General features: G+C 35.3%; 22 protein-coding genes and 1 tRNA gene. 4 read left to right on the top strand and 19 right to left on the bottom strand.

Annotated features, from left to right (window positions below):
* The 4 genes from BCI01S_RS16245 to BCI01S_RS16230 form a co-directional block, all read right to left on the bottom strand.
* Positions 1-373: putative RNA methyltransferase (locus BCI01S_RS16245; RefSeq protein WP_369691033.1), on the bottom strand; the 373-nt coding region annotated here is incomplete at its 3' end.
* Positions 374-804: 431 nt separating this feature from the next.
* A complete protein-coding gene (bglX, locus tag BCI01S_RS16240) occupies positions 805-3048 on the bottom strand; it encodes a beta-glucosidase BglX (protein ID WP_061800060.1) in 2244 nt (747 codons plus the stop codon).
* Positions 3049-3064: 16 nt separating this feature from the next.
* Positions 3065-4468, bottom strand: coding sequence for a sucrose-specific PTS transporter subunit IIBC (locus BCI01S_RS16235; protein ID WP_047942829.1), 1404 nt, complete (start codon positions 4466-4468; stop codon positions 3065-3067).
* A gap of 110 nt (positions 4469-4578) precedes the next feature.
* The gene (locus BCI01S_RS16230) at positions 4579-5415 is read right to left on the bottom strand and encodes an AraC family transcriptional regulator (RefSeq protein WP_047942830.1); all 837 of its coding nucleotides are present in this window, start codon (positions 5413-5415) and stop codon (positions 4579-4581) included.
* Positions 5416-5779: 364 nt separating this feature from the next.
* Here BCI01S_RS16230 and BCI01S_RS16225 point away from each other — a divergent pair, with 364 nt between their 5' ends.
* A complete protein-coding gene (locus tag BCI01S_RS16225) occupies positions 5780-6760 on the top strand; it encodes an aldo/keto reductase (protein ID WP_047942832.1) in 981 nt (326 codons plus the stop codon).
* A gap of 60 nt (positions 6761-6820) precedes the next feature.
* On the opposite strand, the gene BCI01S_RS16220 is transcribed toward BCI01S_RS16225, so the two are convergent.
* From BCI01S_RS16220 to BCI01S_RS16205, 5 genes are all read right to left on the bottom strand, one after another.
* Positions 6821-7726, bottom strand: a complete 906-nt coding sequence (locus tag BCI01S_RS16220; protein WP_047942833.1) for a phosphotransferase — start codon at positions 7724-7726, stop codon at positions 6821-6823.
* A gap of 356 nt (positions 7727-8082) precedes the next feature.
* Positions 8083-8598, bottom strand: coding sequence for a hypothetical protein (locus BCI01S_RS16215; protein ID WP_047942835.1), 516 nt, complete (start codon positions 8596-8598; stop codon positions 8083-8085).
* A gap of 166 nt (positions 8599-8764) precedes the next feature.
* Positions 8765-9157 (bottom strand): DUF454 family protein, encoded by a 393-nt coding sequence (locus tag BCI01S_RS16210; protein ID WP_047942837.1) that lies wholly within the window; start codon positions 9155-9157, stop codon positions 8765-8767.
* A gap of 58 nt (positions 9158-9215) precedes the next feature.
* On the bottom strand, positions 9216-9389 hold the full coding sequence (locus tag BCI01S_RS25325; protein WP_156485448.1) for a hypothetical protein: 174 nt from the start codon (positions 9387-9389) through the stop codon (positions 9216-9218).
* 223 nt (positions 9390-9612) lie between these two features.
* On the bottom strand, positions 9613-10101 hold the full coding sequence (locus BCI01S_RS16205) for a CBO0543 family protein (RefSeq protein ID WP_047942838.1): 489 nt from the start codon (positions 10099-10101) through the stop codon (positions 9613-9615).
* A gap of 115 nt (positions 10102-10216) precedes the next feature.
* Between BCI01S_RS16205 and BCI01S_RS16200 the strand changes: the two genes are divergently transcribed.
* Positions 10217-10510 (top strand): hypothetical protein, encoded by a 294-nt coding sequence (locus BCI01S_RS16200; protein WP_047942839.1) that lies wholly within the window; start codon positions 10217-10219, stop codon positions 10508-10510.
* A 93-nt stretch (positions 10511-10603) separates the two neighbouring features.
* Here the strand turns inward: BCI01S_RS16200 and BCI01S_RS16195 are convergent, their stop codons facing one another.
* From BCI01S_RS16195 to queG, 8 genes are all read right to left on the bottom strand, one after another.
* A complete protein-coding gene (locus BCI01S_RS16195; protein WP_047942841.1) occupies positions 10604-11005 on the bottom strand; it encodes a hypothetical protein in 402 nt (133 codons plus the stop codon).
* A 634-nt stretch (positions 11006-11639) separates the two neighbouring features.
* Positions 11640-12815, bottom strand: a complete 1176-nt coding sequence (gene yhbH / locus BCI01S_RS16190; RefSeq protein ID WP_047942843.1) for a sporulation protein YhbH — start codon at positions 12813-12815, stop codon at positions 11640-11642.
* A gap of 259 nt (positions 12816-13074) precedes the next feature.
* Positions 13075-14970, bottom strand: a complete 1896-nt coding sequence (locus BCI01S_RS16185; protein ID WP_047942845.1) for a PrkA family serine protein kinase — start codon at positions 14968-14970, stop codon at positions 13075-13077.
* Between the two features lie 215 nt (positions 14971-15185).
* The gene (gene nfsA, locus BCI01S_RS16180) at positions 15186-15941 is read right to left on the bottom strand and encodes an oxygen-insensitive NADPH nitroreductase (RefSeq protein ID WP_047942847.1); all 756 of its coding nucleotides are present in this window, start codon (positions 15939-15941) and stop codon (positions 15186-15188) included.
* 210 nt (positions 15942-16151) lie between these two features.
* Complete coding sequence (gene trmL / locus BCI01S_RS16175) at positions 16152-16625, bottom strand: tRNA (uridine(34)/cytosine(34)/5-carboxymethylaminomethyluridine(34)-2'-O)-methyltransferase TrmL (protein ID WP_047942893.1); 474 nt, start codon at positions 16623-16625, stop codon at positions 16152-16154.
* A gap of 80 nt (positions 16626-16705) precedes the next feature.
* Positions 16706-17584, bottom strand: coding sequence for an amidase domain-containing protein (locus BCI01S_RS16170; RefSeq protein ID WP_047942848.1), 879 nt, complete (start codon positions 17582-17584; stop codon positions 16706-16708).
* A 217-nt stretch (positions 17585-17801) separates the two neighbouring features.
* Complete coding sequence (locus BCI01S_RS26240) at positions 17802-17924, bottom strand: hypothetical protein (protein WP_268874859.1); 123 nt, start codon at positions 17922-17924, stop codon at positions 17802-17804.
* A gap of 254 nt (positions 17925-18178) precedes the next feature.
* A complete protein-coding gene (gene queG, locus BCI01S_RS16165) occupies positions 18179-19312 on the bottom strand; it encodes a tRNA epoxyqueuosine(34) reductase QueG (RefSeq protein WP_047942849.1) in 1134 nt (377 codons plus the stop codon).
* Positions 19313-19404: 92 nt separating this feature from the next.
* On the opposite strand from queG, the gene BCI01S_RS16160 reads away from it, so the two are divergent.
* Positions 19405-20070, top strand: a complete 666-nt coding sequence (locus BCI01S_RS16160; RefSeq protein ID WP_047942850.1) for a B3/B4 domain-containing protein — start codon at positions 19405-19407, stop codon at positions 20068-20070.
* Between the two features lie 117 nt (positions 20071-20187).
* Here BCI01S_RS16160 and BCI01S_RS16155 read toward each other — a convergent pair.
* Together BCI01S_RS16155 and BCI01S_RS16150 are read right to left on the bottom strand one after the other, a co-directional pair.
* A tRNA-Gly gene (locus tag BCI01S_RS16155) sits at positions 20188-20261 on the bottom strand.
* A gap of 417 nt (positions 20262-20678) precedes the next feature.
* On the bottom strand, positions 20679-22166 hold the full coding sequence (locus BCI01S_RS16150; RefSeq protein ID WP_061800057.1) for an MFS transporter: 1488 nt from the start codon (positions 22164-22166) through the stop codon (positions 20679-20681).
* A 404-nt stretch (positions 22167-22570) separates the two neighbouring features.
* Here BCI01S_RS16150 and BCI01S_RS16145 point away from each other — a divergent pair, with 404 nt between their 5' ends.
* The gene (locus BCI01S_RS16145; protein ID WP_047942853.1) at positions 22571-23359 is read left to right on the top strand and encodes a formate/nitrite transporter family protein; all 789 of its coding nucleotides are present in this window, start codon (positions 22571-22573) and stop codon (positions 23357-23359) included.
* The last annotated feature ends 116 nt before the right edge of the window (positions 23360-23475 follow it).

Raw genomic sequence — 23475 nt, 5'->3', positions numbered from 1 at the left:
AAATTTCACAAATATTAGAAAGATGTGAACCTTCGCCACATCCCGTATCAAGAATAGAAATTGTTTCTTTTGTCTTAACAAGATGTTCCATAATAAACTTTGCAATTGCATGGCTTAATGGTGTAAAAAATTCCCCTTGGGTAATAAGTTTTCTTCTTGCTTCAAAAAGAGCTTTGCTGTACTTAGTATTTACTGAGTGAGTCATCAAGTTCAGATATCCTTGCCTTGCAAAATCAAATGTATGGTGATTTAAGCAGATTAAACTTTTAAAATCGATAACCTGCATAGACGATCTACATATTGGACAAGCAAAAATGTTTTCAAAATTACTCACATATTTCGCACTCTTTATTCTTTTATTTTCTTTTAACAAAGAAGTCACCTCATTCATTCGTTTTTAGATAAATGAAAAAGGCATAGACAAATAAACCCTCATCAAATTTTTTTGAAAATTCGAGTTGGATTTTATCCAAGTCTATACCCTTTCTATCTATAGCGAATGAATTGAATAATCATGACACTAGCTCCTTTATCCATGTGCAGCATTAAGCCTCACAGTAAATAATAACGAGTCTTTCGAAAATTGGCAAGACTATAAAGCACATAAGAAAAAGCTATTTCTCATCTATAAGATTACCTTTAGTTTTAGAAGTGAAATTATAAAATAGATAACGAAATGGCTCTTTCTTAATAGCAGTGAATTTATACATAAAAATAAGGAAAGGTGAATTTGAGTACTTCAAATTCACCTTTCTCATTATTATATTCCAGCCTTAGACTCATTGCATTTCTATATAAATTCATTTAGCTTGTTTGAATTAATTCAAAACTTTCTTTTAAAGGTAAATCTTCACTACTAGAACCGATATAAACATCAAATTGACCAGGCTCGCTAGCAAAGCTTAAATCACTTCGATAAATATTCAATTGCTCCTCTGTAATTGTAAATGAGATTGTTTTCACTTCGCCTTTTCTAATAAATACCTTTTTGAAGTCTTTTAGTACCTTTACTGGTCTAGCAGTACTGCCAAACTGGTCTCTTATGTAAAGCTGCACAATCTCATAACCGTCATAATCCCCAGTATTTTCAACCTCAACTGTTATAATTAATTCATCATGGCTATTTTGCCTTATTAACTTTTTATTAAGTGAGACAGAGTTATACTGATAAGTTGTATAAGATAATCCATAGCCAAAAGAGAATAATGGTTTATTAGATTCATCAATATATCGTGAAGCAAAGCGATAAAAAGCATTTTCTGGCAGATCTGGTCTCCCTGTGTTTAACTCATTATAATAGATTGGTATTTGTCCAACACTCCTTGGGAAAGACATCGACAGCTTTCCTGATGGATTACTTATCCCATAGAGAATATTCGCTAAGGCCTTACCTCCCATAATACCAGGAAACCAAGCCTGTATAAGAGCATCTGAGTGTTTTTCTACATCAGTTAAAATTAAAGGACGCCCACTATAAATGATAGTAATTATTTGTTTATTTAATTTTTTTATAGCTTCGAATAATTTTTGTTGAGGTTTAGGTAATGTAATCTCTGTACGTGATCCACCTTCACCACTCTGAAAAATACTTTCACCTAATGCTAGTATTACAATTTCAGAGTCCTTTGCTAAGTTAACAGCTTCTTCTATTAATTCATCATTACTTATTCTTTCATTTGGAATTTTATCTTCAAATTTTCCAAGTAAGTGTGCAGTTTCCTTCTCTATTAAATGTGATCCTCTGCAAAAGGGATTCTTATTATTCCCTACAATCTCGTTTATCCCATCTTTCAGTGTAATAGTGTCATTTATATCGCCTTTTATAGCCCACATACCAAGTGTTGATTTTTCATCGTGATATGGTCCAATAATTGCAGCCTTTTTGCCCTTTTCTAATGGCAAGACACCATTATTCTTTAATAAAACAATCGATTCCTCACTTAACATTAAAGCAGTCTTTTTATGCTCAGAACATAAGATACTAGAGTTTTCTGCTGATCTTTCTTTTAATCCTCTATATGGATCTTCGAATAAGCCCAGATCATTTTTCAAGGATAAAATCCTATAAACTGCTTTATTTAGTAAATCCATCATTTGCTCATTGTTATTAACAATTGCACCTAATTCATTAGCAAAAACCGATGTTTTCATATCAATATCTACTGTTGCTTTTAATGCTAGCTGCGCTGCTTCTTTTGGTCCATTAGCATATCCATGAGTAATTAATTCCTCAACAGCTGCATAATCTGAAATAAGTACTCCCGCGAATTTAAATTCATCTCTTAATATCATTTTATTTAACCACTCGTTACCGGTTGAAGGTACGCCATTTAAAGTATTGAATGCCGTCATAACAAGCTTAACTTTTGCTTTTACTGCCGATAAGTAACTCGGTAAATATACCTCCCGCAATGTATGCTCAGACATATCTACTGCATTGTACTCACGCCCTGCTATAGGAGCTCCATATGCTGCAAAGTGTTTAACACATCCAGCAATTTTATCTTTCGGTATTTTTTGCTCGGAATTACCTTGAAGTCCTTTTATTACTCTTTCTGCAAATAATTCCGCCATAAGCGTATCTTCTCCAGGAGATTCCATAACACGGCCCCATCTTGGATCTCTTACAATATCAACCATAGGAGAAAATGTAACGTGTAATCCTTCTTCATAGGATTCCTTAGCACTAATGGAAGCTGCTTCTTCTATTAAATCAAAGTTCCAACTACAAGTTTGTGCCAATGGAATGGGAAAGATAGTTCTAAATCCATATATAATATCTGCCATAAAAAGCAAAGGGATTTTATGGCCTGAGTTTTCTAAATATTTCTCTTGAATTTTAATTATTTCATGAGCATTAGTAATATTTAAGATTGATCCTGTATGATAAATATTATAATTTTCATTTAATCCTAATTTTTTTATTGGACCAGTTATCGTTTCTTCCGTTTCATTAGTAAAAAAATCTCCAGTTAATTGCACAAGTTGACCGATTTTTTCCTCAACGGACAGAGAATCGATTAAAGCCATAACTTCATTTTTTTGCATCGATACTCCCTCCTTATTATTTTGTTTTTGGGTGATCTTTATATCCAAAAAGATAGGTAAGAATAAATGCCACACCAAACCCGATTAGGGATACTAATAAATATCCAAAAATTTGACTATTCAGAAATAGCAAAGTCCCTGGAATAGCTGTGATAGACATTCCTGTGGCTGATAAGTGCATTAACCCAGCTACAAATCCACCAGCAGCACCCCCTATTAATCCCATAATAAAAGGCTTCCCGTATCTTAATGTAACACCAAAAATAGCTGGCTCAGTAATTCCTAGTAATGCAGACATAGTGGAGGGATATGCAATAGCCTTAGTTTTCACATTTTTTGATTTAACCGCGACTGCAAATGCTGCTCCTGCTTGAGCACAGATCGAAGCAGTACTTATCGGGTTAACCAAATTTTTTCCTGTATCAGCAAGCATTTGGATTTCAATTAAATTAAGAGGATGGTGCAATCCTGTTATAACGATTATTTGATTAATCCCACCATAAATTAAACCACCAATACCAAATGGTAATTCTAAAACATATGTTACTGCATGTAATAATAATAATTCTACTTCATGAAAAACAGGGCCAATTAAGAAAAACGCTAAAACTATCATGATTAATAAAGTGAAGAACGGAGATAAAATTAAATCAAGAGCACTCGGCACTCTTTTTCTAATAAATCCTTCCACCTTTGCTCCCAAAGCCCCAACAATAAATGCAGGAAGAACAGAACCTTGATAGCCTGCAACTTTTATAATTCCGAAAAATTTTAAAGGCTCTGCTACATTTTGTGCAACATCCCATGATGTGGGCAGACTTGGATGTACAAGCATTAGCCCTAACAGAATTCCTAATAATTGCGAACCTCCAAATACTTTGAAAGCAGACCAACAAACTAATACAGGAAGAAATGCAAAAGCAGTATCTGTTAATATTTGAGTAAACTTAATAAAATTATCTGAAATATGGTCTGGCGTTAAACCAAATACTGCGAGGATATCAGGTTGTAAAATCAATCCTCTTACACCCATAAATAACCCAGTAGCTACCAATGCCGGTATAATTGGCACGAATACATCTCCGAACAAACGTATCATTCTTAAAAAGATATTATCATCTTTATCTGAAGCAATCTCTTTCAATTCAGACTTTGTTGTTCCCGATACGCCTTCTTGCAACATCGCATCATAAACATGATTTACTGTACCCGTTCCAAAAATAATTTGATATTGACCAGAAGTAAAGAAGAAACCTTTAGCAAAATCAATATTTTCAATCAATTCATCATCAATTATATCCCTATCTTTTACAATTAATCTTAGCCTAGTAGCACAATGAGCCATCGAAATAATGTTGTCAGTCCCACCAATACCACGTATTACTTCTTGAGCAATATTTTTATAATTTTTATTACTCATTTCTCCCCCTCATTTCTGTTTATTAATTATCAAAAACACGTGTAATTTAGCTAACCACACAAACAAGGATAACAGGAATACGTTTACATTACGTTGCATTTTCTTACTAATTAAGGGTCATTTTTTGACCTTTTATAGTATTTGGGATTAATATTCATGGTTGATCGAAAATAGTTTCTAAATGATTTTACATTTGAAAAACCTGATTCATAGGCAATTTGTGTAATGGTTTTATCTGTTGTATTCATAAGCTCAATTGCTTTTTCTAAACAAAGATTTCTTTTAAAATCTATGAAAGTCTGTCCAGTTATTGTATGAAATAATCGAGAGAGATACGCTTCAGAATATCCACAGGCATTGGCAATTTCTTTTAAGCTAGGATTATCTTTATAGTTATTTTTGAGATGCCTTATTACAATTTCAAGCTGCTTCAATTTTAATTGTTTGCGATTATTATCTTCACATTTCCCATTAGCTCCAGAGGAAAAATTTGTTACCAACAAATATTTTAGATGAAGTATTTTACTCTGTTCCAATAAGTAGTCATATTCGTTCGTCGATACATGGTATTCTATAATTTCAGTTATTATTTTCCTAGTATAGTCTATTACTTGCGCATCATATTTGTTTTCGCAAGTGCTTAAATGAATCGATTTATTTTCTTCTTCAAGAAAATTTCCAGGAAACTGAATGATGCATACATTATTATGAGTTATACTTTGGGTAGAATGTGGGGTATTAGAATTGATTAATAGCAAATCTCCCTTTCCCAGGGTAACAATTTTTCCTTCATACCAGACTTTTAGCTTTCCTTCTACACAATAAATTAGTTCAGGACTATCATGCCAATGCATAGGGATAATTCTTTCTGTATCTTTGGCTTTGAATGAGAAAAATTTTATTGTTTTTTTCTGATTTATTTCAATATATTCATATAGTTCACCCATCAGTAATTTATCCTTTCGCCCCTATTAAATATTTTCCATACATTATAGCAGATTAATAAAATGATGGAATTTAAAATAGTTAGTGCATTAATAAAATTTATTCATAGTTTTTTTATTTAAAATGGAATAAAATATATTTTTTGTTCGTATAGCTCATACCGTTTTTTATAAAAAAATATGTCATTTATAACCTTTATCCTTCTATTCCATAGTACAATTCATTACGAACCATATGGTAATTTTAACTAACCACTTTTCTAAATTATTAACTCCTCCACTAATGTATTCCCTTACAAACTAAATTCATTTCTCTCGCATAATGAATAGCCCCTCTTTTATAATAAAACAAAAGGAGGAGTAGCAAATGGATTATGTTAAATTAGGATCTACTGGTTTAGAAGTCTCTCGTCTTTGTCTTGGTTGTATGAGTTATGGGGAACCCGATCGTGGCGGCCATGCATGGACATTAACAGAAAATGATAGTCGTCCCTTTATCAAAAAGGCATTAGAGCTTGGCATTAACTTTTTTGACACAGCTAACGTCTACTCTGATGGTTCAAGTGAAGAAATAGTAGGAAGGGCATTGCGTGATTTTGCTAATCGTGATGAGGTCGTTCTTGCTACAAAGGTACACGGAAGAATGCGTCCAGGTGCTAATGGAGCTGGTCTTTCCCGCAAAGCAATTATGAGTGAAATTGATAATAGTTTAAAAAGGCTTGGCACCGACTATGTTGACCTCTACCAAATACATAGATGGGATTATGAAACACCTATTGAAGAAACAATGGAAGCATTACATGATGTTGTCAAAGCTGGCAAAGCCCGCTACATTGGTGCATCCTCCATGTTTGCATGGCAATTTTTAAAAGCAAATCATGTAGCAGAGAAAAATGGCTGGACTCGTTTTGTTTCCATGCAAAATTACTTAAATCTGCTCTACCGAGAAGAAGAACGAGAAATGCTGCCCCTCTGTAAAGAAGAAGGTATTGGAGTTATCCCTTGGAGCCCGATGGCACGCGGCCGCTTAACTAGAGATTGGGAAGACACAAGTACGCGTAAAGAAACGGATGCCTTTGCAAGAACATTATACTCCCAAACAGAAGCAGCAGACCGTCAAGTAGTCGAGCGAGTGAAAGCAATAGCAGAAAAACGCGGTGTGCCTCGTGCCCAAGTTGCCCTTGCATGGGTTTTACAAAAAGAGCCTGTTACTGCTCCAATTATTGGTGCAACGAAACTGCATCATCTAGAAGATGCGGTTGCTGCACTTTCTTTACAATTGTCACACGAAGAAATCGCTAGCTTAGAAGAACCATATGTCCCACATCCAGTTCTAGGGTTCAAATAATTTTTTTAACCGGGCGTAACCATTAATGTTCGTCCGGTTATTTTAAAAAAGGGAAAAAAATTAGTTTTCTCCCATTAAAGCGAAAGATAAGCTAATTTTCCCCTCTTGATAAAGTTCCCAATCTTTTTTATCTATACTGTAGATAAGCAAGGTTACTGTCGTAAATATTGCTTTAAACTGAGCGAGTTTCAACGTAGTATCATCTACTTCACCATAGTTAGTAAAAAATTGTTTTCTCCCTTCAGAAGGGCACAGACTGTAGGCAATCGATAAATCCACGGCAGGATGACCAATATGCGTATCTCCCCAATCAATAATTCCCGTTAGTTCCTTTTTTTCATTAATAAGCATATTGCGAATATGGAGATCACCATGTGTAAGGACATGAACAGTTGGGACTGCTATATGGGTTAATTTTTTCGCATAGTCTTCTACTAAATGGAATAAAGCTATATCTTCATGCATACGCAGCTTCTTAATCGAATCGATTAAGCGGGATTTTCTTTTATCAATATGAAGTCGATCAAATTCATCGTATGGAACAAGCTTGAATTGCTCGGTGGAGAAAGAATGCAATTTTTTCAAGAAGCGTGCTAATGGCTTTGCCATCTGAATTCTTTCCTTATTCGTTAAACCTTCTGGAGTATTTCCTGGTAAATGCTCATATCCTATAAAAATTCGCGGAAAGACCCTGCTCGCTGACCCTATATAAACCGGCTTAGGTATGGGGATAGGCAGCTGATCTGCAATAATCCGCAATAGCTCCCATTCACTTGTTAAAAGTTTCACCGCTATTTCTCTTCTTGGGAAGCGAAAAGTATAACAATCGTTAACGAGAAGGATTGTATTATCAAACCCTTCCCCTATTTCTCTAATAGAATACACACTGATTGGAAACTGTTCCTCCACTAATTGAGAAGCTTGCTCCTTTGTTATGGTGTATTCGGGGTCCCATATATTTGGCATTAGACTCCCTCCTTTCTAATCATTTTAATGATAAACAAAAATAAAGCCAACCAAAGAATAAAACTATTCTTTGATCGGCTTCGTCATAGAAGGATAAGAGGACTTAAATGGTCTTCAACCACCATTGCAATAATTGGTAAACGGTAAAGGGTAAACGAGTAATGGGTTAGTGGTCATTGGTTTAGCCAGCACCATGTAAACGTACCTTTGTACACAAAAAGAGAAATCCTTCTATCCTTGAATAGGAGTCTCACCTATTCAAGGCAATAATAGATAAGTAAGTTTGAGTTCCTTTCGCGCCTTTTCAAGATAGGAGCAGCAATTTTGCTGCCTGCCCGTTAAGCATGCTATAAAAATTAAAAATATTTTTCCCCATCAAATTCTAGCTCAATTTGATAGTTTTTACTGTTAATTAAATTGGATAAACGGTTTGCTTTTCGTTCGCATTCTAAGCTTTTTAAACGATAATCCTCTGGTTCAAAGGTGGCTACCTTCATTAGTTGGACTGTTTCACTATAAGAATAGACGTATTCTTCCTTTTCCGCTGCCGCAAACTCTTTATATTTTCGGGCTTTTGCGCGGAGCTGTGTCGCCAGTTCAATTGCTTCCACAATGGTGATATTTGTATTTTCAAAGCTTATTTCGTTTTCGATATTGGCACTATACATTAATTTATCAAGCAATCGATAATCAGTGCGTACTTCTTCTAGCTCTTGCTCAACATCAAGGATTGTTCGTGTTTGCTTCGGAATAGGCTTGCCTGCTTCTACTTGTACAAATGCAACTCTATCCATTTCCTCTTCTAGTTCATGAATTCGCTTAGAAAGGACACTTTTTAATTTAACTGCTTCTGCTTGTGAAATTTTATTCATCTTTACCTCCAATAGGAAATGTTAGTGTGACTGGGGAATTATCTTGAGGCTATTAATTGGAAATTACTAGAATCCTATTTTACTATTAAACAAGTATTTTTTTCAACTATTAACCTATAAGAACAAAAAAAGGATTCCTTAAAAAAGGTCATCCACTGTTTTTTTCTTATTCTTTTATGATTACTTCCGGTTCCTCTTTTTTCGTCTTTATGATAAACATTGAAATGGCTTGAACAATCGCAATACAGCCCAGCATGATTCGAGTATAAAAATGATCTACAAGAATAGCGCTGATAGCTAAGCAGCTATAGCACGTGATAATGATTTTGATTTTCTGCTTTTTCGTCAATGCGCCTTTACGAAATCCTTTCACATAGTCACGATAGAACGTTGTAGAACGAAACCATTTATTAATACGCTCAGAACCCCGTGTATAGAAAAAGGATGTTAATAATAAAAAAGGTGTAGTTGGCAGCAAAGGTAAAAAGGCTCCAATTATTCCTAAAACCAAAAAAACTGTCCCTAGAAAAATATAGATCCATCGATAAACAGGCTTCATCTTTTGCTCCCTTCCTACCCTTTTTAAGCAACATTCCATTTCATAAACGGCCAAATTCCTAACGTCTTTTTCTTTTCACCCCTCTAACAACATCTCTTAAACCAAACAGAAGCATAATTACACCAGAGGATAAAAACTCCACACGGAAGATATCCGTATCAAGTACTCCTGCTGCATAAAGAACAATTCCAATGACATTAATTAACAGAATGATATTTACGATTTTTGTCATTTGCTTTCCTTTCTTAGGATTAACTTCTATCCTAATCACGTACAGTATGTAATTACTATTATTGAATGAAACAATCTACGTTACACTATTCTACTTCGCCATTTTACAATAAAAAGAAGGAAATAACTATGTTTTCTTTTAAAATGGGATAGAAAGATTTAGTCTGTCTCCAATATTTTCCCCTTGTTTGTAAGTACATAAACTTTAGAGAAAGCAAATTAGCTCATTTTGTCAAAAAGTTCTTTTTCCTTAACATTTCGATAACGAATCTTGTTATTAATGACTTAAGAATTATGCTTAGAAAAGAATAGTACCATTTCCACCACTTATTCCATTCAATTAATTTTGTCTTATTTTCAGCCCATAATTCAATAATAAAAAAGGGAAGTGTAAAAAAAATCAATTTATAGAAAATAGCAAAGGGTTTATCTCTCTTCGTTAATTGATTATAGAAAACAGTAAATGTCGGATAAATTAAGAAATCAAATAATATATGTATATTAAATATCGTCGGCAGAAAGCGAACTGGATATCTAATTACTTTATGAGATGTTAAAAGCATATCAAGCAAACCATTGGTAATAGCATTATACACAAACACAATAATCCAATCTCTAATTGGGGGTTTTCTATATAAAATCGGCAGCAGGATCAATAAATTTCCGATAAGTAATCCATTTAAAAATCGTTTCTCCATTTTATATTTCTCCATTAAATACCACCTCAGCATTAATATGTGCTTCCTTGAGCGGTTTATTCGATACTTTTGAATTATGTATTAGTTACAAAGGTAAATGGAATACTAAACCGTAAAGGTGGTCGATGTAATGGATTTCCCAACAATACAAACAAACTTCTGGGATGCTGTCATCGCAGTCCCTGTAGTGATGATTATGACACAATTACTGAAAATGATGATAAAGATACCGAAAAAATATGTTCCGACCATCGCCCTAGCTTTGGGATTATTGATCTCTGTCTTTATTAGTCATAGACATAGTCTTGTTGCTGGTTTGTTTATGGGCTGGTTTTACGGCTATTCAGCCATTGGGTCCTATGCTTCTATGAAAACAACGATTTTAACTTTTCTTGAAAAGAGGAAGAAAAAGGAAGGCAAATGATAAGATACTCAATCGCAACCATATTTAATCGTATACAGTTTATTTGAGGAAGCATGGAAAGTTTCTCTGCCATTCGAATAATTTACTTCTTAGCTATATTTTCACAAATGTAGTGACACTTCTTTTAGAAGCAATGGTTCGGCTTGAAAGATCTTCCCGCCATCTTTTAGGATCCAATTGATATGCACCATATTGATCCTTATACGTTTTCTTCCAAAGATTAATGGTTCTTGCTTCTTCTGGAAAATTTTCAGAGAGCGTTATACCATTTCTTCCTTCTTCATAAATATAGTGTTCCACAACATCCCCTAATTGCATGAAGTCATCAAGAAAGATTATTAATTCTCTATCATCTTCCCCCCATTCATAGATGTATGGTAATGTAAAAGGTAATACCTCTTTATAAGCCTCACCACTTAGAAAAGAGTAATTATTGTCCCCTTCATGAAATTCAGGAATAGCTCGCATTGTAGCAATAAAATAATGACTCGTCATTTTTCCACTTCTTTCTCAAGAATTAATTTAATATCGAGTAAAATCTAATCTTTTTTAATATTTGCTAGTATTGTATTATATCAATTACCAAACGGTAAACTATCTACTTAGGAATAGGGGATGAAAATGAATAGATTTTCTCTTGCTACTATATTAACAATTTTTATTCTGATTTTATTTATGATGGATATGATTACCGATAGACTTTTTGTCATAGCCTTTATCCCTTTGAGTATTTGGATGCTATTTATCGGTGTCTCTGCATTAAAAAAAACATTAAAAAGTAGAAAACACTGTTGAAGAAGATACAAACAAGCTTAAATAAGAAAACGCAAAAATATTCCTTTTTACTCTTTCTTACTAGTCATGCTGTACAAAGAGAGTAGTTTCTCTAAGTTTTAATTTTTGTAAAAGTAAAGACTTGTATCCATCATTAAATTTTGTATCATTTAGGCTTGTTAAACCTACTTAAATACCACTTTGTCAAAAGTATCTAATATTTCACCCTGTATATAAGGGTCAAACGAGAGTGTGCTCTTAAGAAAATAAGTTGTTAAAACACGGACATCCTATTTCATCACACTTGTCCGATCAAAAAAAACACAACCCATTTAATGAGTTGTGCTTCTATTCTTTATGCGTACATCTGTCCCTCTTCCTCTTTCCGGAAGAAACTTGCCATAGCATTAAACACATCGGCTTTTTGTCTTAGTAAGTAGTAGCGGAATCTTTCATCTTGAATATTTTTGTAGGCAGACATGAGCGTACTGTGGCGATTGTATTGGTTCACTTCCCCATAGCCAAACATATTGGATACTTCCATCAGCTCTTCTACTAGCTTGACACATCGAGCATTATCAGACGTTAAATTGTCTCCGTCTGAAAAATGGAAGGGATAAATATTAAATCTGCCTGGGTCATACTTATCATTAATCAATTCCAATGCTTTTCGGTAAACAGAGGAACAAATCGTACCACCGCTTTCTCCTTTAGAAAAGAAATCTTCTTCCGACACAACTTTTGCCTCCGTGTGATGGGCAATAAATTCTATTTCTACTGTTTCATATTTGGTGCGAAGAAATCTCGTCATCCAGAAGAAAAAGCTTCTTGCCATATACTTTTCCCACAAGCCCATCGAGCCGCTCGTATCCATCATCGCAAGGACAACTGCTTTGGACTCTGGTTTTTGCACTTCGTTCCACGTCTTGAATTTTAAATCCTCGGGATAAATGGGATGAAATGCTGGTTTCCCAGACATGGCATTGCGCTTAAATGCTGAGATCATTGTTTTTTTCTTATCAATATTACCCATTAAGCCTACTTTTCTAATATCATTAAATTCAATATTTTCCACAACAATTTGATCTTGTTCTTTTCGTTTTAAATTCGGCAATTCTAATTGCTTAAATAGAGCTTCTTCTAATTCCATTAAAGAGACCTCTGCCTCAAAATAATCTTCTCCTGCTTGATCTCCTGCTCCTTGCCCTTTTCCTGGGCCTTTTTGATTTCCAGAACCATCGCGTGCGACCACATCGCCAACTTGACTGTCTCCATTCCCTTGCCCAATATGTTTGTTTTTATCGTAATTATATCGAATCTTGTATTCATCTAATGAACGAATAGGAATTTTCACTACTTCTCGCCCATTTGACATGACGATGTTTTCTTCTGTAATTAAATCAGGGAGGTTATTTTTAATGGCCTCCTGCACCTTTTCCTGATGTCGCTGTTGATCATCGTGGCCTTTGCGATGGAGGGACCAATTTTCTTGGGATATTACAAACTGATGTTTATTTTGCTTTTCGGTCATTTTACCCCTCCTAAAAAATTTTTTCTACGTTTTGTGCACATATAAAGTCCTCTGCGCATACACTAATTTGGGTATCACTCTATCTAAATAAAGTGATTACTCTATCATATGCAGTTGCCTTAAATAATTTACTAATAATTTCGATAATTTTACTTTTTTTAGAAATAGCTTTAGACATGCTCCATCTATTCACTTATTCTATCTTTAAGCCAAAAGAGGAACAGACGCCTTTTAGCCTGTTCCTCCTTGACCAATTTAATTAACGATTTAATAAGCTTCCTACATAACGCAGCAACTCGTTTGCTGATGTGGAATTATAGCCATGTTCATCGATAAGACGTGCAACCACTTCATTTACTTTCTTCAATTGCTGTTCATCTGGTGTCTTAGTAGATGTAGTAATTTTTACAACATCTTTCAGATCTGCGAATAACTTCTTCTGGATGGCTTCCCGTAAGCGATCATGAGAGTTATAATCAAATCGTTTTCCTTTTCTTGCATAGGCAGAAATGCGAATCAGGATTTCTTCACGGAAAGATTTCTTTGCATTTTCGGAGATACCAATTTGCTCTTCAATCGAACGCATTAGTTTTTCATCTGGATTGATCGGCTCACCAGTTAATGGGTCACGAAGCTTATTTTTATTGCAATAGGCTTCTACATTATCTAAATAGTTATCCATTAACGTTTTAGCTGACTCTTCATACGAATAAACAAATGCCTTTTGTACTTCTTTCTTCGCAATTTCATCATATTCCTTCCGTGCTAAGGAAATGCAATTTAAATACTTTTCTTTTAATTCATTCGTAATAGAAGAATGCTGATCCAAGCCTTCTTTTATGGATAAAAGCACATCTAATGCATTGATGCTTGTAACATCCTTGCGAATAATGGTAGAAGAAATCCGGTTAATCACATAACGCGGGTCAATGCCACTCATTCCTTCATCCCCATATTCATTTTGCAGTTCCTTTAAATCAGCCGAACTAAAGCCTTCTACACTTTCGCCATCATATAGACGCATTTTTTTCACTAGATCAATATCACCTTTTTTAGGCTCCTTTAATCTAGTTAAAATAGTAAAGATAGCGGCTATCTTTAAAGTGTGTGGGGCAATATGAACATCGGCAACATCACTTTCGCGAATCATTTTCTCATAGATTCTTTCCTCTTCTGATGCTTTTAAATTATATGGAACTGGCATGACAATAATCCGGGAATGCAGTGCTTCATTCTTTTTATTGGAAATAAAGGAGCGATATTCCGTTTCATTTGTATGGGCGACAATCAACTCATCAGCAGAAATGAGAGCAAACCTTCCCGCTTTAAAGTTTCCTTCTTGTGTTAAGGATAATAAATGCCATAAGAATTTCTCATCGCATTTTAACATCTCCTGGAACTCCATCATCCCTCGGTTTGCCTTATTCAGCTCGCCATCGAAACGATAGGCTCTTGGATCTGATTCAGATCCATATTCAGCAATTGTCGAGAAATCAATACTTCCCGTTAAGTCAGCAATATCTTGGGATTTCGGATCAGATGGACTAAAGGTTCCTATTCCAGTTCGCTTATCTTCTGAGAAAAATACTCTTTCGACGATTACATCTTCGATTTTTCCATTATATTCTTCCTGAAGTCTCATCATATTAAGTGGTGATAAGTTTCCTTCAATGCGGATTCCATATTCATCATAAAAATCTTTTCTTAGACTATGTGGGATCATATGAAGTGGATCTTCATGCATTGGGCAGCCTTTAATCGCATATACCGCTCCACGATCCGTGTACGTATAGGCTTCTAAGCCTCTTTTTAACATGGTTACCAATGTAGATTTTCCACCACTGACTGGACCCATTAATAATAAAATACGTTTCCTTACATCTAAACGCTTAGCAGCTGGATGGAAATATTCCTCTACTAATCTTTCTAACGGCTCTTCTAAACCAAAGAGCTGATCAGAGAAAAATTTATATTGTTTTTTTCCATTTACTTCATCAATACCTGCATCTTTAATCATGTTATAAACCCTTGAATGCGCGGATTGACCAACCCATGGCTTTTCCTTCAATATTTCTAGGTATTCTTCAAATGTCCCTTCCCACTTCAACAACTCTTCTTCTTGTCTATGCATCTCGATTTTCTTTAATATACTCATATGGACCTCCCCTGTCACTTTATCAGAGACGATTAATATAATCTATGCACCAGCGAATACGAACATGCTTAAAAGAGGGAATAGTTTTTTTAGTGAAGCGAACTAATTGGAGGAAAAACCTTTTCTTTGTAGGAAAAATGCTGTCTTATAATCACTAATTTCTTATTTTACTAATAAAAAACAGCATCGGTATACTTCCGACACTGTTTTTTTGTTTATTTCAAATCAAATTTTTTCTGCTGCACAAACTCCTTCATATACATACGCGATTTATGCTCAAAATGAGCAGCCATTTGCGCAGTCCACGTATCCGATCTTGCTCCATTTGTTCTTTCCTGATAATAAGCTGTGATTTCTTCATTATATTCCTGTAGTCCTTTTTTATATTGTGCATCATCCTGCTCATATTGATCTTCATGATAAATATGATGAAAAGGAGCTCTAGGCTTTTTCTCTGTTTGTTGGTCTGGATAACCTACAACTAAAGCAAATAATGGCAGTACATGATCAGGCGTTTTCAATAGCTGACTTACTTCCACTAAATTATTGCGAATACCACCTATATAACAAATACCAAGTCCTAATGATTCTGCAGCAATGGCCATATTTTGCGAAGCAAGCGCAGCATCAATAAGGCTTACCATAAACTTTTCCGTGCTTTCAATGGAGTCCTGAGCGGCTTCCTTCTTTCCTTCCATTTCAGCAGCAACTGTATGACGATATAAATCAGCACAGAAAATAAATAAATGACCATTATTCTCTACGTATTGCTGATTTCCAGCTAAGGATGCTAGTTTTTTCTTTTTCTCCTTATCCTTTACCCCAATAATACTATATGCTTGTACAAAGCTAGAGGTAGAAGCACTTTGCGCAGCTTCAACAAGGAGACGAATTTGCTCTTGTGTTAACTCCTCATCTGTAAATTTTCTAACAGAATGATGATTGAGTATGGTATCGATTGTTTGATTCATGAGATCTTCTCCTTTGTTTTTTCTTATTGTCTCCCAAAATTACTAATAGTAACTATATCCTATATGATATACCAATAATCTTTCTGACCAAAAGAATTAGCCTGCTTGCTAAACTAGATGCCTTTTCTCACTGTAATTCCCAAAAAATAAACAAGTATACGTAGAATCTTCGTATACTTGTTTCGATTTATCCAGTTTTCTAGTTTCATTTTATTTTAAATGAGCAAAGTTTTGCTGCCTTAAAGCCTCATAAATAAGGACAGCTGCTGTATTCGAAAGATTGTAGGAAAGAATATTGTCCGTCATTGGAATTCTTAACGTTTTATTTACATTATTCTGAATGACTTCTTCAGGGAGACCTGTTGTTTCACTTCCGAAAATAAAATAATGCTCTTTATTTAGCGTACTGAAATCGAAGGAGTCATAGGGAGATTCCCCTGCCTTCGTCACATAGTAAAAAGCTCCACCTTCATTTTTATCGTAAAATTCCTCTAAAGAGTCATAATAATAAATCTTAACAAACTCCCAATAATCTAAGCCGGCTCTCTTTAACGCTTTATCCTCCATAGAAAATCCAAATGGACGAATTAAATGAAGCACCGTGTCTGTTCCCGCACATGTTCTGGCAATATTGCCTGTATTGGAAGGGATTTGTGGTTGGTATAAAACAATATGTATTGCCAAGTTTGTCACCTCTAAACTGTTACTTTCCGTTCCATTATACACTTTGTGAAAAGGAAATGCGAAAGAGATATGTCTCCTTTTTATCCATCGATAATCGTAAAAAATTTGTATTTAATATTCGGTGTATAAGCTGTCGAATCTTCATATTTCCAGTAACGCATGCGACTATTATACGTATGCGCATTTACTAATGGCTCACCATTCGCATCTTTCCCTGTAACAATCGTTGTATGATTATATTTCCCATCACCTTCAAAATCATAGCAAATGACATCTCCAAGTTTTAACTCCATGGCTCTATCCACCCGCTTTGCCCGCAAGCCAGCAGTAGAGGTTTCTAAATATCTTGGGAACGCATTCGCTACGGCCCAGCTATAACTCCAATTATTATTTTGCATCCACCAGCCTTTATTTCGATTAGGATAGCCTCTCATTGGTGCCCCGCCTTCATGCACACACTGAGATATATAATTGGTGCAATCTACTTCAAATTGATGGTATTTCGGATTATAACTATTCCACCATTTTTCTGCATATTGAACAGCCTTTAAACGATTATACTTATAGCGGCTCTCTCTTTCTTTTGTTTCTCCCCATTCTTCCGCTAATGGCACCTCTCGATAGTCTTCTGGATAAGCTGGCAGAATCTCTGTATCTTCAATTATTATCCCCTTGAAAACAACAGCTTTTCGATTTTCCACCTCTTCTTCAATCAAAAAAAGCTCGCCCTGCTTGATAAAATATTGAAAATGAACAGAATACACTAATTCTTCTGTCTCATCCGCCTTTTTTTCCATATCTTCAATTTTCCCTTTCGCCTTCACATGAACAATTTCAGCCTTTCTTTTATGCATACTATTTCTTTTTCTCTCTAATTTTTCATCCACTACTGCTTCCCTATCCTTTGTAACACATTGCTGAATCCTTTTCTCGATTAACTCCATTAATTGTTGTCTCATTCCATCTACTCCCTTCATTAATAACTATGTTAAAGCAGAGTAGAAGTGTACAAAAAAAGAAGGCATTGCTAGCCTTCTTTTTTCATCTCGTATTAATTTGTTAAAATGATAAAGAGTATTTTCTAATGAACGCCTGTTTTCTGCTTGCTCTGTGGATTTTTACGTTCATCTGACTAATGAACACCACTTTTCCTCTTGCTCCACTAGATTTCGGCTTTCATCCAACTGATGAACACCACTTTTCCTCTTGCTCCACGGGATTTCGGCTTTCATCCAACTGATGAACGCCTCTTTTCCTCTTGCTCCACGGGATTTCGGCTTTCATCCGACTGATGAACACCACTTTTCCTCTTGCTCCACGGGATTTCGGCTTTCATCCAACTGATGAACGCCTCTTTTTCTCTTCCTCCACGGGATTTCGGCTTTCATCCAACTGATGAACACCACTTTTTCTCTTGCTCCACGAGATTTCGGCTTTCATCCAACTGATGAACGCCTCTTTTCCTCTTGCTCCACGAGATTTCGGCTTTCATCCAACTGATGAACGCCTCTTTTCCTCTTGCTCCGAAAAATTTCAGCGTTCATTCCTATTAATTATTTTGCCAACCGCTGTAATGCATCATCCATTTCTTTTAATACTTCGTGATCGGCTTCTTGTTGTCTTGCTAATTCTAGGGCTGTCTTTGATTCATCGCCGCCAATTTTCCCAAGTGCCCAAGCGGCTGTTCCTCTTATTACTGGTCTTGGATCTTTTTTCATGACTGTAATTAAATCACTGATTGCTCCTTCTTCTTTAAAATGAGCAAGTGCAATAATCGCATTACGCTGGATCGGCTTCTTCCCACGCCATGAACCAGAAATATGACCATATTTTTCTTTAAATTCTTTATTACTGATAAAAAGAAGTGGTTGAAGCAATGGTTTTGCTATTTCAGGGTCTGGTTCCATTTCTGGATGATTATGAAAATCAATGCCCTTATTTTTCGGACAAACCGTTTGACATGTATCACAGCCATAAATTCGATTTCCAAGCTTTTCTCTAAATTCTTCCGCTAAAAAGCCCTTTGTCTGTGTTTGAAACGCTATACATCTTTGTGCATTTAATTGGCCACCTTGAACAAGAGCACCTGTTGGACATACATCAATGCATTTATTACAAGTTCCACATTGATCCTCCATCGGTGTATCAGGCTCGATTGGAAGATTGGTAATCATCTCCCCTAAGTAAACATACGAACCAAATTCAGGAGTAATGATTGCACAGTTTTTTCCAGACCAACCAATTCCCGCTCGCTGGGCAACTGCTCGGTCTACCAATTCTCCGGTATCGACCATTGACTTACACAAAGCATCTGGAATTCGTTCTTTTATATAATCTTCAAGCTTCTGCAAGCGATCTTTTAAGACAACATGATAATCTGTTCCCCAGGAAGCACGACAAAAAATCCCTCTGCGCTCCCCTTTTTTGCTGACTACTCTTTCCTTCATTTTAGAAGGATAAGCTAATGCAATCGAAATAATGGACTTTGGCTGATGTAATAGAAGGGAGGGATTTACCCGCTTATCAATATCCTTTTCTTCAAAACCAGATTGATAGTTTAACTCCTGTTGGGTTATTAGTCGTACTTTCATTTCTTCAAAGGTGCTCGCACTTGTAAAGCCTATTTTATCGATTCCGATCGTTTTACTATATGCAATGATATCTTTCTTGAATTCACGGTAATCCATAGGACCCCCTCCTTCCTTTTCATTGGTTTTTTATAAAGATTACGCTAAAATATAGAATAACATAGACAACTATTATATTGGAGGTGTATATATTGGATATTTCAATCGCAAAAGAGATTAAAGAACGGATACCCAATTTTAAGATTGGCTACATTTATTACCAAGGTATGCAAGTAATGGACACGCCGCAAATGATTAAAGGGCGGATGCGACTTTTTCAAGAGTCTATTTTTTTTGATTTAGAAGATAGTAATGTAACGGATATCCCTTCTATAAAAGAATGGCGGGAAATCTTTAAAAAGACAGGCAAAGATCCAAATCGTTATCGCCATTCAGCCGAAAGCCTGCTGAGACGCATCAAAAAACAGAATTACTTAGAACCAATTAATAGTAGTATTGATATTAATAACTTCTTTTCCCTTCAATACGGTATTCCGATCGGTATTTATGATTGTGCCAATCTTCAAGGAAAAATAAACATACGTATCGGAAAAGAAGGCGAACAATACGCTGGCCTTAATGGAAGAATAAATTCCATTGAAAATTTGATTGTATCAGAAGATGAACTTGGTCCATTTGGCAGCCCCTTTGTCGATTCAGACAGAGCCCCTGTCCAATCATCTACGAAAAATGCCATTCAGATTATTTATCTCCCACCCTCTATTGCAAATGAAAAAGCCAAACAAATGGTAGAATCTCTACTAAAAATGTTTGTACAAGTTCATGGAGGAGAGGCCTCATTTTCTATTGTGGAATAATATGGTTGGAAGAAGAGCTTTTTATAGAACGCTTCTTCCAACTATTTTTTTCGTAAAATATAAAAAACGCAATGCTTCGTTCTTAATGAAACGAAACACTGCGTTGTGAGCTATGTATGGAGCGGGTGATGGGAATCGAACCCACGACATCAGCTTGGAAGGCTGAGGTTTTACCATTAAACTACACCCGCATTTATTAAGTTTTCTTTACTGTTTTTTAACATGTCCTTAACATGTTTTTTATTATATAATCATCATGTAAAAAAAGCAACCTCTTTTCGACAAATTTTTTAATTTTTCTTCAGCCTCTTTTTCTTACATGATTCTACTGCTTAAAGTTTTCATTGGTTAAGGGAATCTACTTATTTATTCAAACCTTCAAGCTAGGCTCCTAGATCGTCTCTGTCTCGGGGCCTTCCAATTCGTTTCTATGATATGTCATAGGTAGATTCCCTCGCCAAATCTTCTACATCAACATTCTATTCAATATCGAGATAATTATTAATACTTTTTTATTTCTTTACAATTCTTTTACTTTTAGTTGGCAGGGTTGAAAAAAGACCAGTTTACTTTTTATAAGTAAATCCGGCCTTTTAATTTACAACATCTCATTTAGGAAAAATGGATTTTCCCTCTTTCCACGCAAAGCCTGCAATTCCTACTAACAGTGCTCCCATAATGAGTACATAAGTCGTTACAGCCCCAGCTACCCCAAAAGACTGAGATAAATAGCCAAGACCAATAACTGGCAGGCTCACACCAAGATAAGTAATGACAAAGAAAGTAGATACAATATTCCCTTTCGTTTTACTTGGAGCTACTTCATTAACTAGTGCTAGACTTCCTGCATAAGCTGGTCCATTTCCCCCGCCAATCAATACAGCAGAAATCAACAATAAGGTCAGTGATTTCGTATCAATCGTAATAACTAGAAGGATAAGACCCAATGCAAGGAACACATATCCAATTGTCATTAATTTCATTAGTGATAATTGTTTTAATAAAATTTGATTAAAAGCAGCGGCGATTAATCCAAGTGCTACAACTACGCCTGATATCGTTAAACTACTTACAGTTGTAAAGCTAGACAGATTAGATGGAATTAACGACATAAACATACTAATAATCGACCATGCCACAAAAGAAGTAAAAGATGCTAGTAAGAATGGTTTCATTATCTCTTTTGGAACAAATGGCTTCTTCAATTGAACAGGCTTTAAACCTGGTCTAATATTTTCATTTAAGAAAAATAGGAAGATAAAGCAGGGAATGATAAATAATAAATGTACATAATAAGATAATCTCAATGGAATTGGAGCAAAATCACCAAGTAATCCGGAGAGAATGGGGCCGAACGCATTCCCAAGGGTAACAGCAAGAGCACATATTAACGCAGTCTTTTTTGTATTTTTATTCTCATCAAGCTCCGTTAAAGCAGCTACTGCTACCCCATTTAAAATTCCAACAGATAATCCTTGGAATAAGCGACCAATAAGCAGCATTCCCAGACCATTCGCTATGGTGAAGCAAAATGTTCCTATAAGGGAAAAGAAAATTCCCGGGATAAGTACTTTCTTTTTTCCAATCTGATCGGATAATTGCCCCGCAATCACAATTGCTGGAATAACCGTAAAAGCATAAATAGCAAATACAAGGGTAATCATTCCCGGTGTAAGTCCCCATTCTACACGGTAAAGAGAATAAAGGGAGGCAGGAATATTCGTACCGAATAATGTTAAGAACAAGCTGCAGGCAACTAGCCAGTAAGATACTTTCTTGCTTAGTGTTTTTTGCTCTCTTAGGGTCTGAATAGTATTTGTACGTTGAAGCAGTCGTTGCTGAAAAGCAGATTGATGAATGGCATCTGCATCTACCTCTACAACATCCATTAATCCCTGTAATCCTAGGATAAGGTTTTGTACTTGCTTCTCCTCTGCCGAACTAGAAATTTGTATTCTCGTCGTTGCTTCTCGTTTATATTTTTTCGTTTTGATATCTTCAATATTAACATGATGCGTTCCAAATAAACTGGATATACGAGCCAGAACTCCCGGCTGATCGTTTACAAGCATTGAAATGCGATATGCTGAAGTCATGAGCTCTTCACTCCCTTATTAGTTTCCATCTTCTATTTTATGATTGAATAAATATAAAGTCTATACATTTGTAAGAAAATATAACATGAATTCTTCGACAAATTATTCCAAGCTGATATTACGCGTTTTATTCTATTTTCCGATACATGAATCATCTTATATTAACAGTATTTTCAGAAAAATCTTGCATATTTTATGTATATTTTTAATTTAGTATTTCGGGAACTATAATAAGATCGTTAACTTTCGGTAGAAATGTGAACAAATTTCGAATATACATTATTATTGTGATTTTTTTCACATAATTTCATTGACCTCTTATGAAATCAACATGATAATAATAGAGTAAGAAACATTACTACAGTGTTAATCGAAGATAACCTTTTTTCAGGAGGATTAGGAATATGGAAGGCGCATCTCTTTATGAAGTAGAAAAATTAGCCTTAAAAAAATTAAAAATTTATAAACGCAGTAAGTTTCGCTTTTTTATGCGTGCCGTTGTCGCCAGCATGTTTATTGGATTTGGAGTAATTGTTGCATTTAAGACAGGGAATTTCTTCTATGCAGTGGAATCTCCTTTTGCCTATCCTATGGCTGCATTAGTATTCGGCGCAGCTATTATTCTTATCGCCTATGGTGGCGGAGATTTATTTACAGGAAACACCTTTTACTATACTTATGCTGCATTAAGAAAAAAAATCAAGTGGACCGATGTCTTTAAAGTTTGGGGAACTAGCTATGCAGGAAATATAGTCGGAGCAATTTTCTTTGCTGTTTTCATTTTATTAACCGGGCTGTTTAAGTCACCTAGTGTCAATGACTTTTTACTTCACGCTGCAGAAACTAAATTGCAGGCACCCATAAGTGAACTTTTCTTTCGAGGAATTTTATGTAACTGGCTTGTTTGTTTAGCATTCTTTATCCCTATGGCTTTAAAAGAAGATATCGCTAAAATAACGGTAATGATTTTATTCGTTTTCTGTTTTTTTATCTCAGGCTATGAACACAGCATTGCTAATATGGCAACATTCTCTATTTCTTATGTTTTAGATCAAAATCCAGCTGTCACTATCCCAGCCATTATTCGTAACTTAGTGCCCGTAACAATAGGGAATTTAATCGGCGGGGTTGGTTTTATGGGGGTTATGTATTATTACGTTAATAAGCCTTTTATGGAAGACGACGAAAAATAAACATTTTTATTAAAAAGAGCCGATTCTCCATGAGTATCAGAGTGTGGAATCGGTTTTTTATTATTTTTTGGACCATTTCCTTTTTTTATTTGCTGTAAGGAAGTATATTAAAGGCT

Source organism: Niallia circulans NBRC 13626 (assembly GCF_001591585.1).
Taxonomy (GTDB): Bacteria; Bacillota; Bacilli; order Bacillales; family Cytobacillaceae; genus Niallia; species Niallia circulans.
The sequence above is the reverse complement of the archived record's forward strand: the minus strand, read 5'-3'. Positions and strand labels throughout refer to the sequence as shown.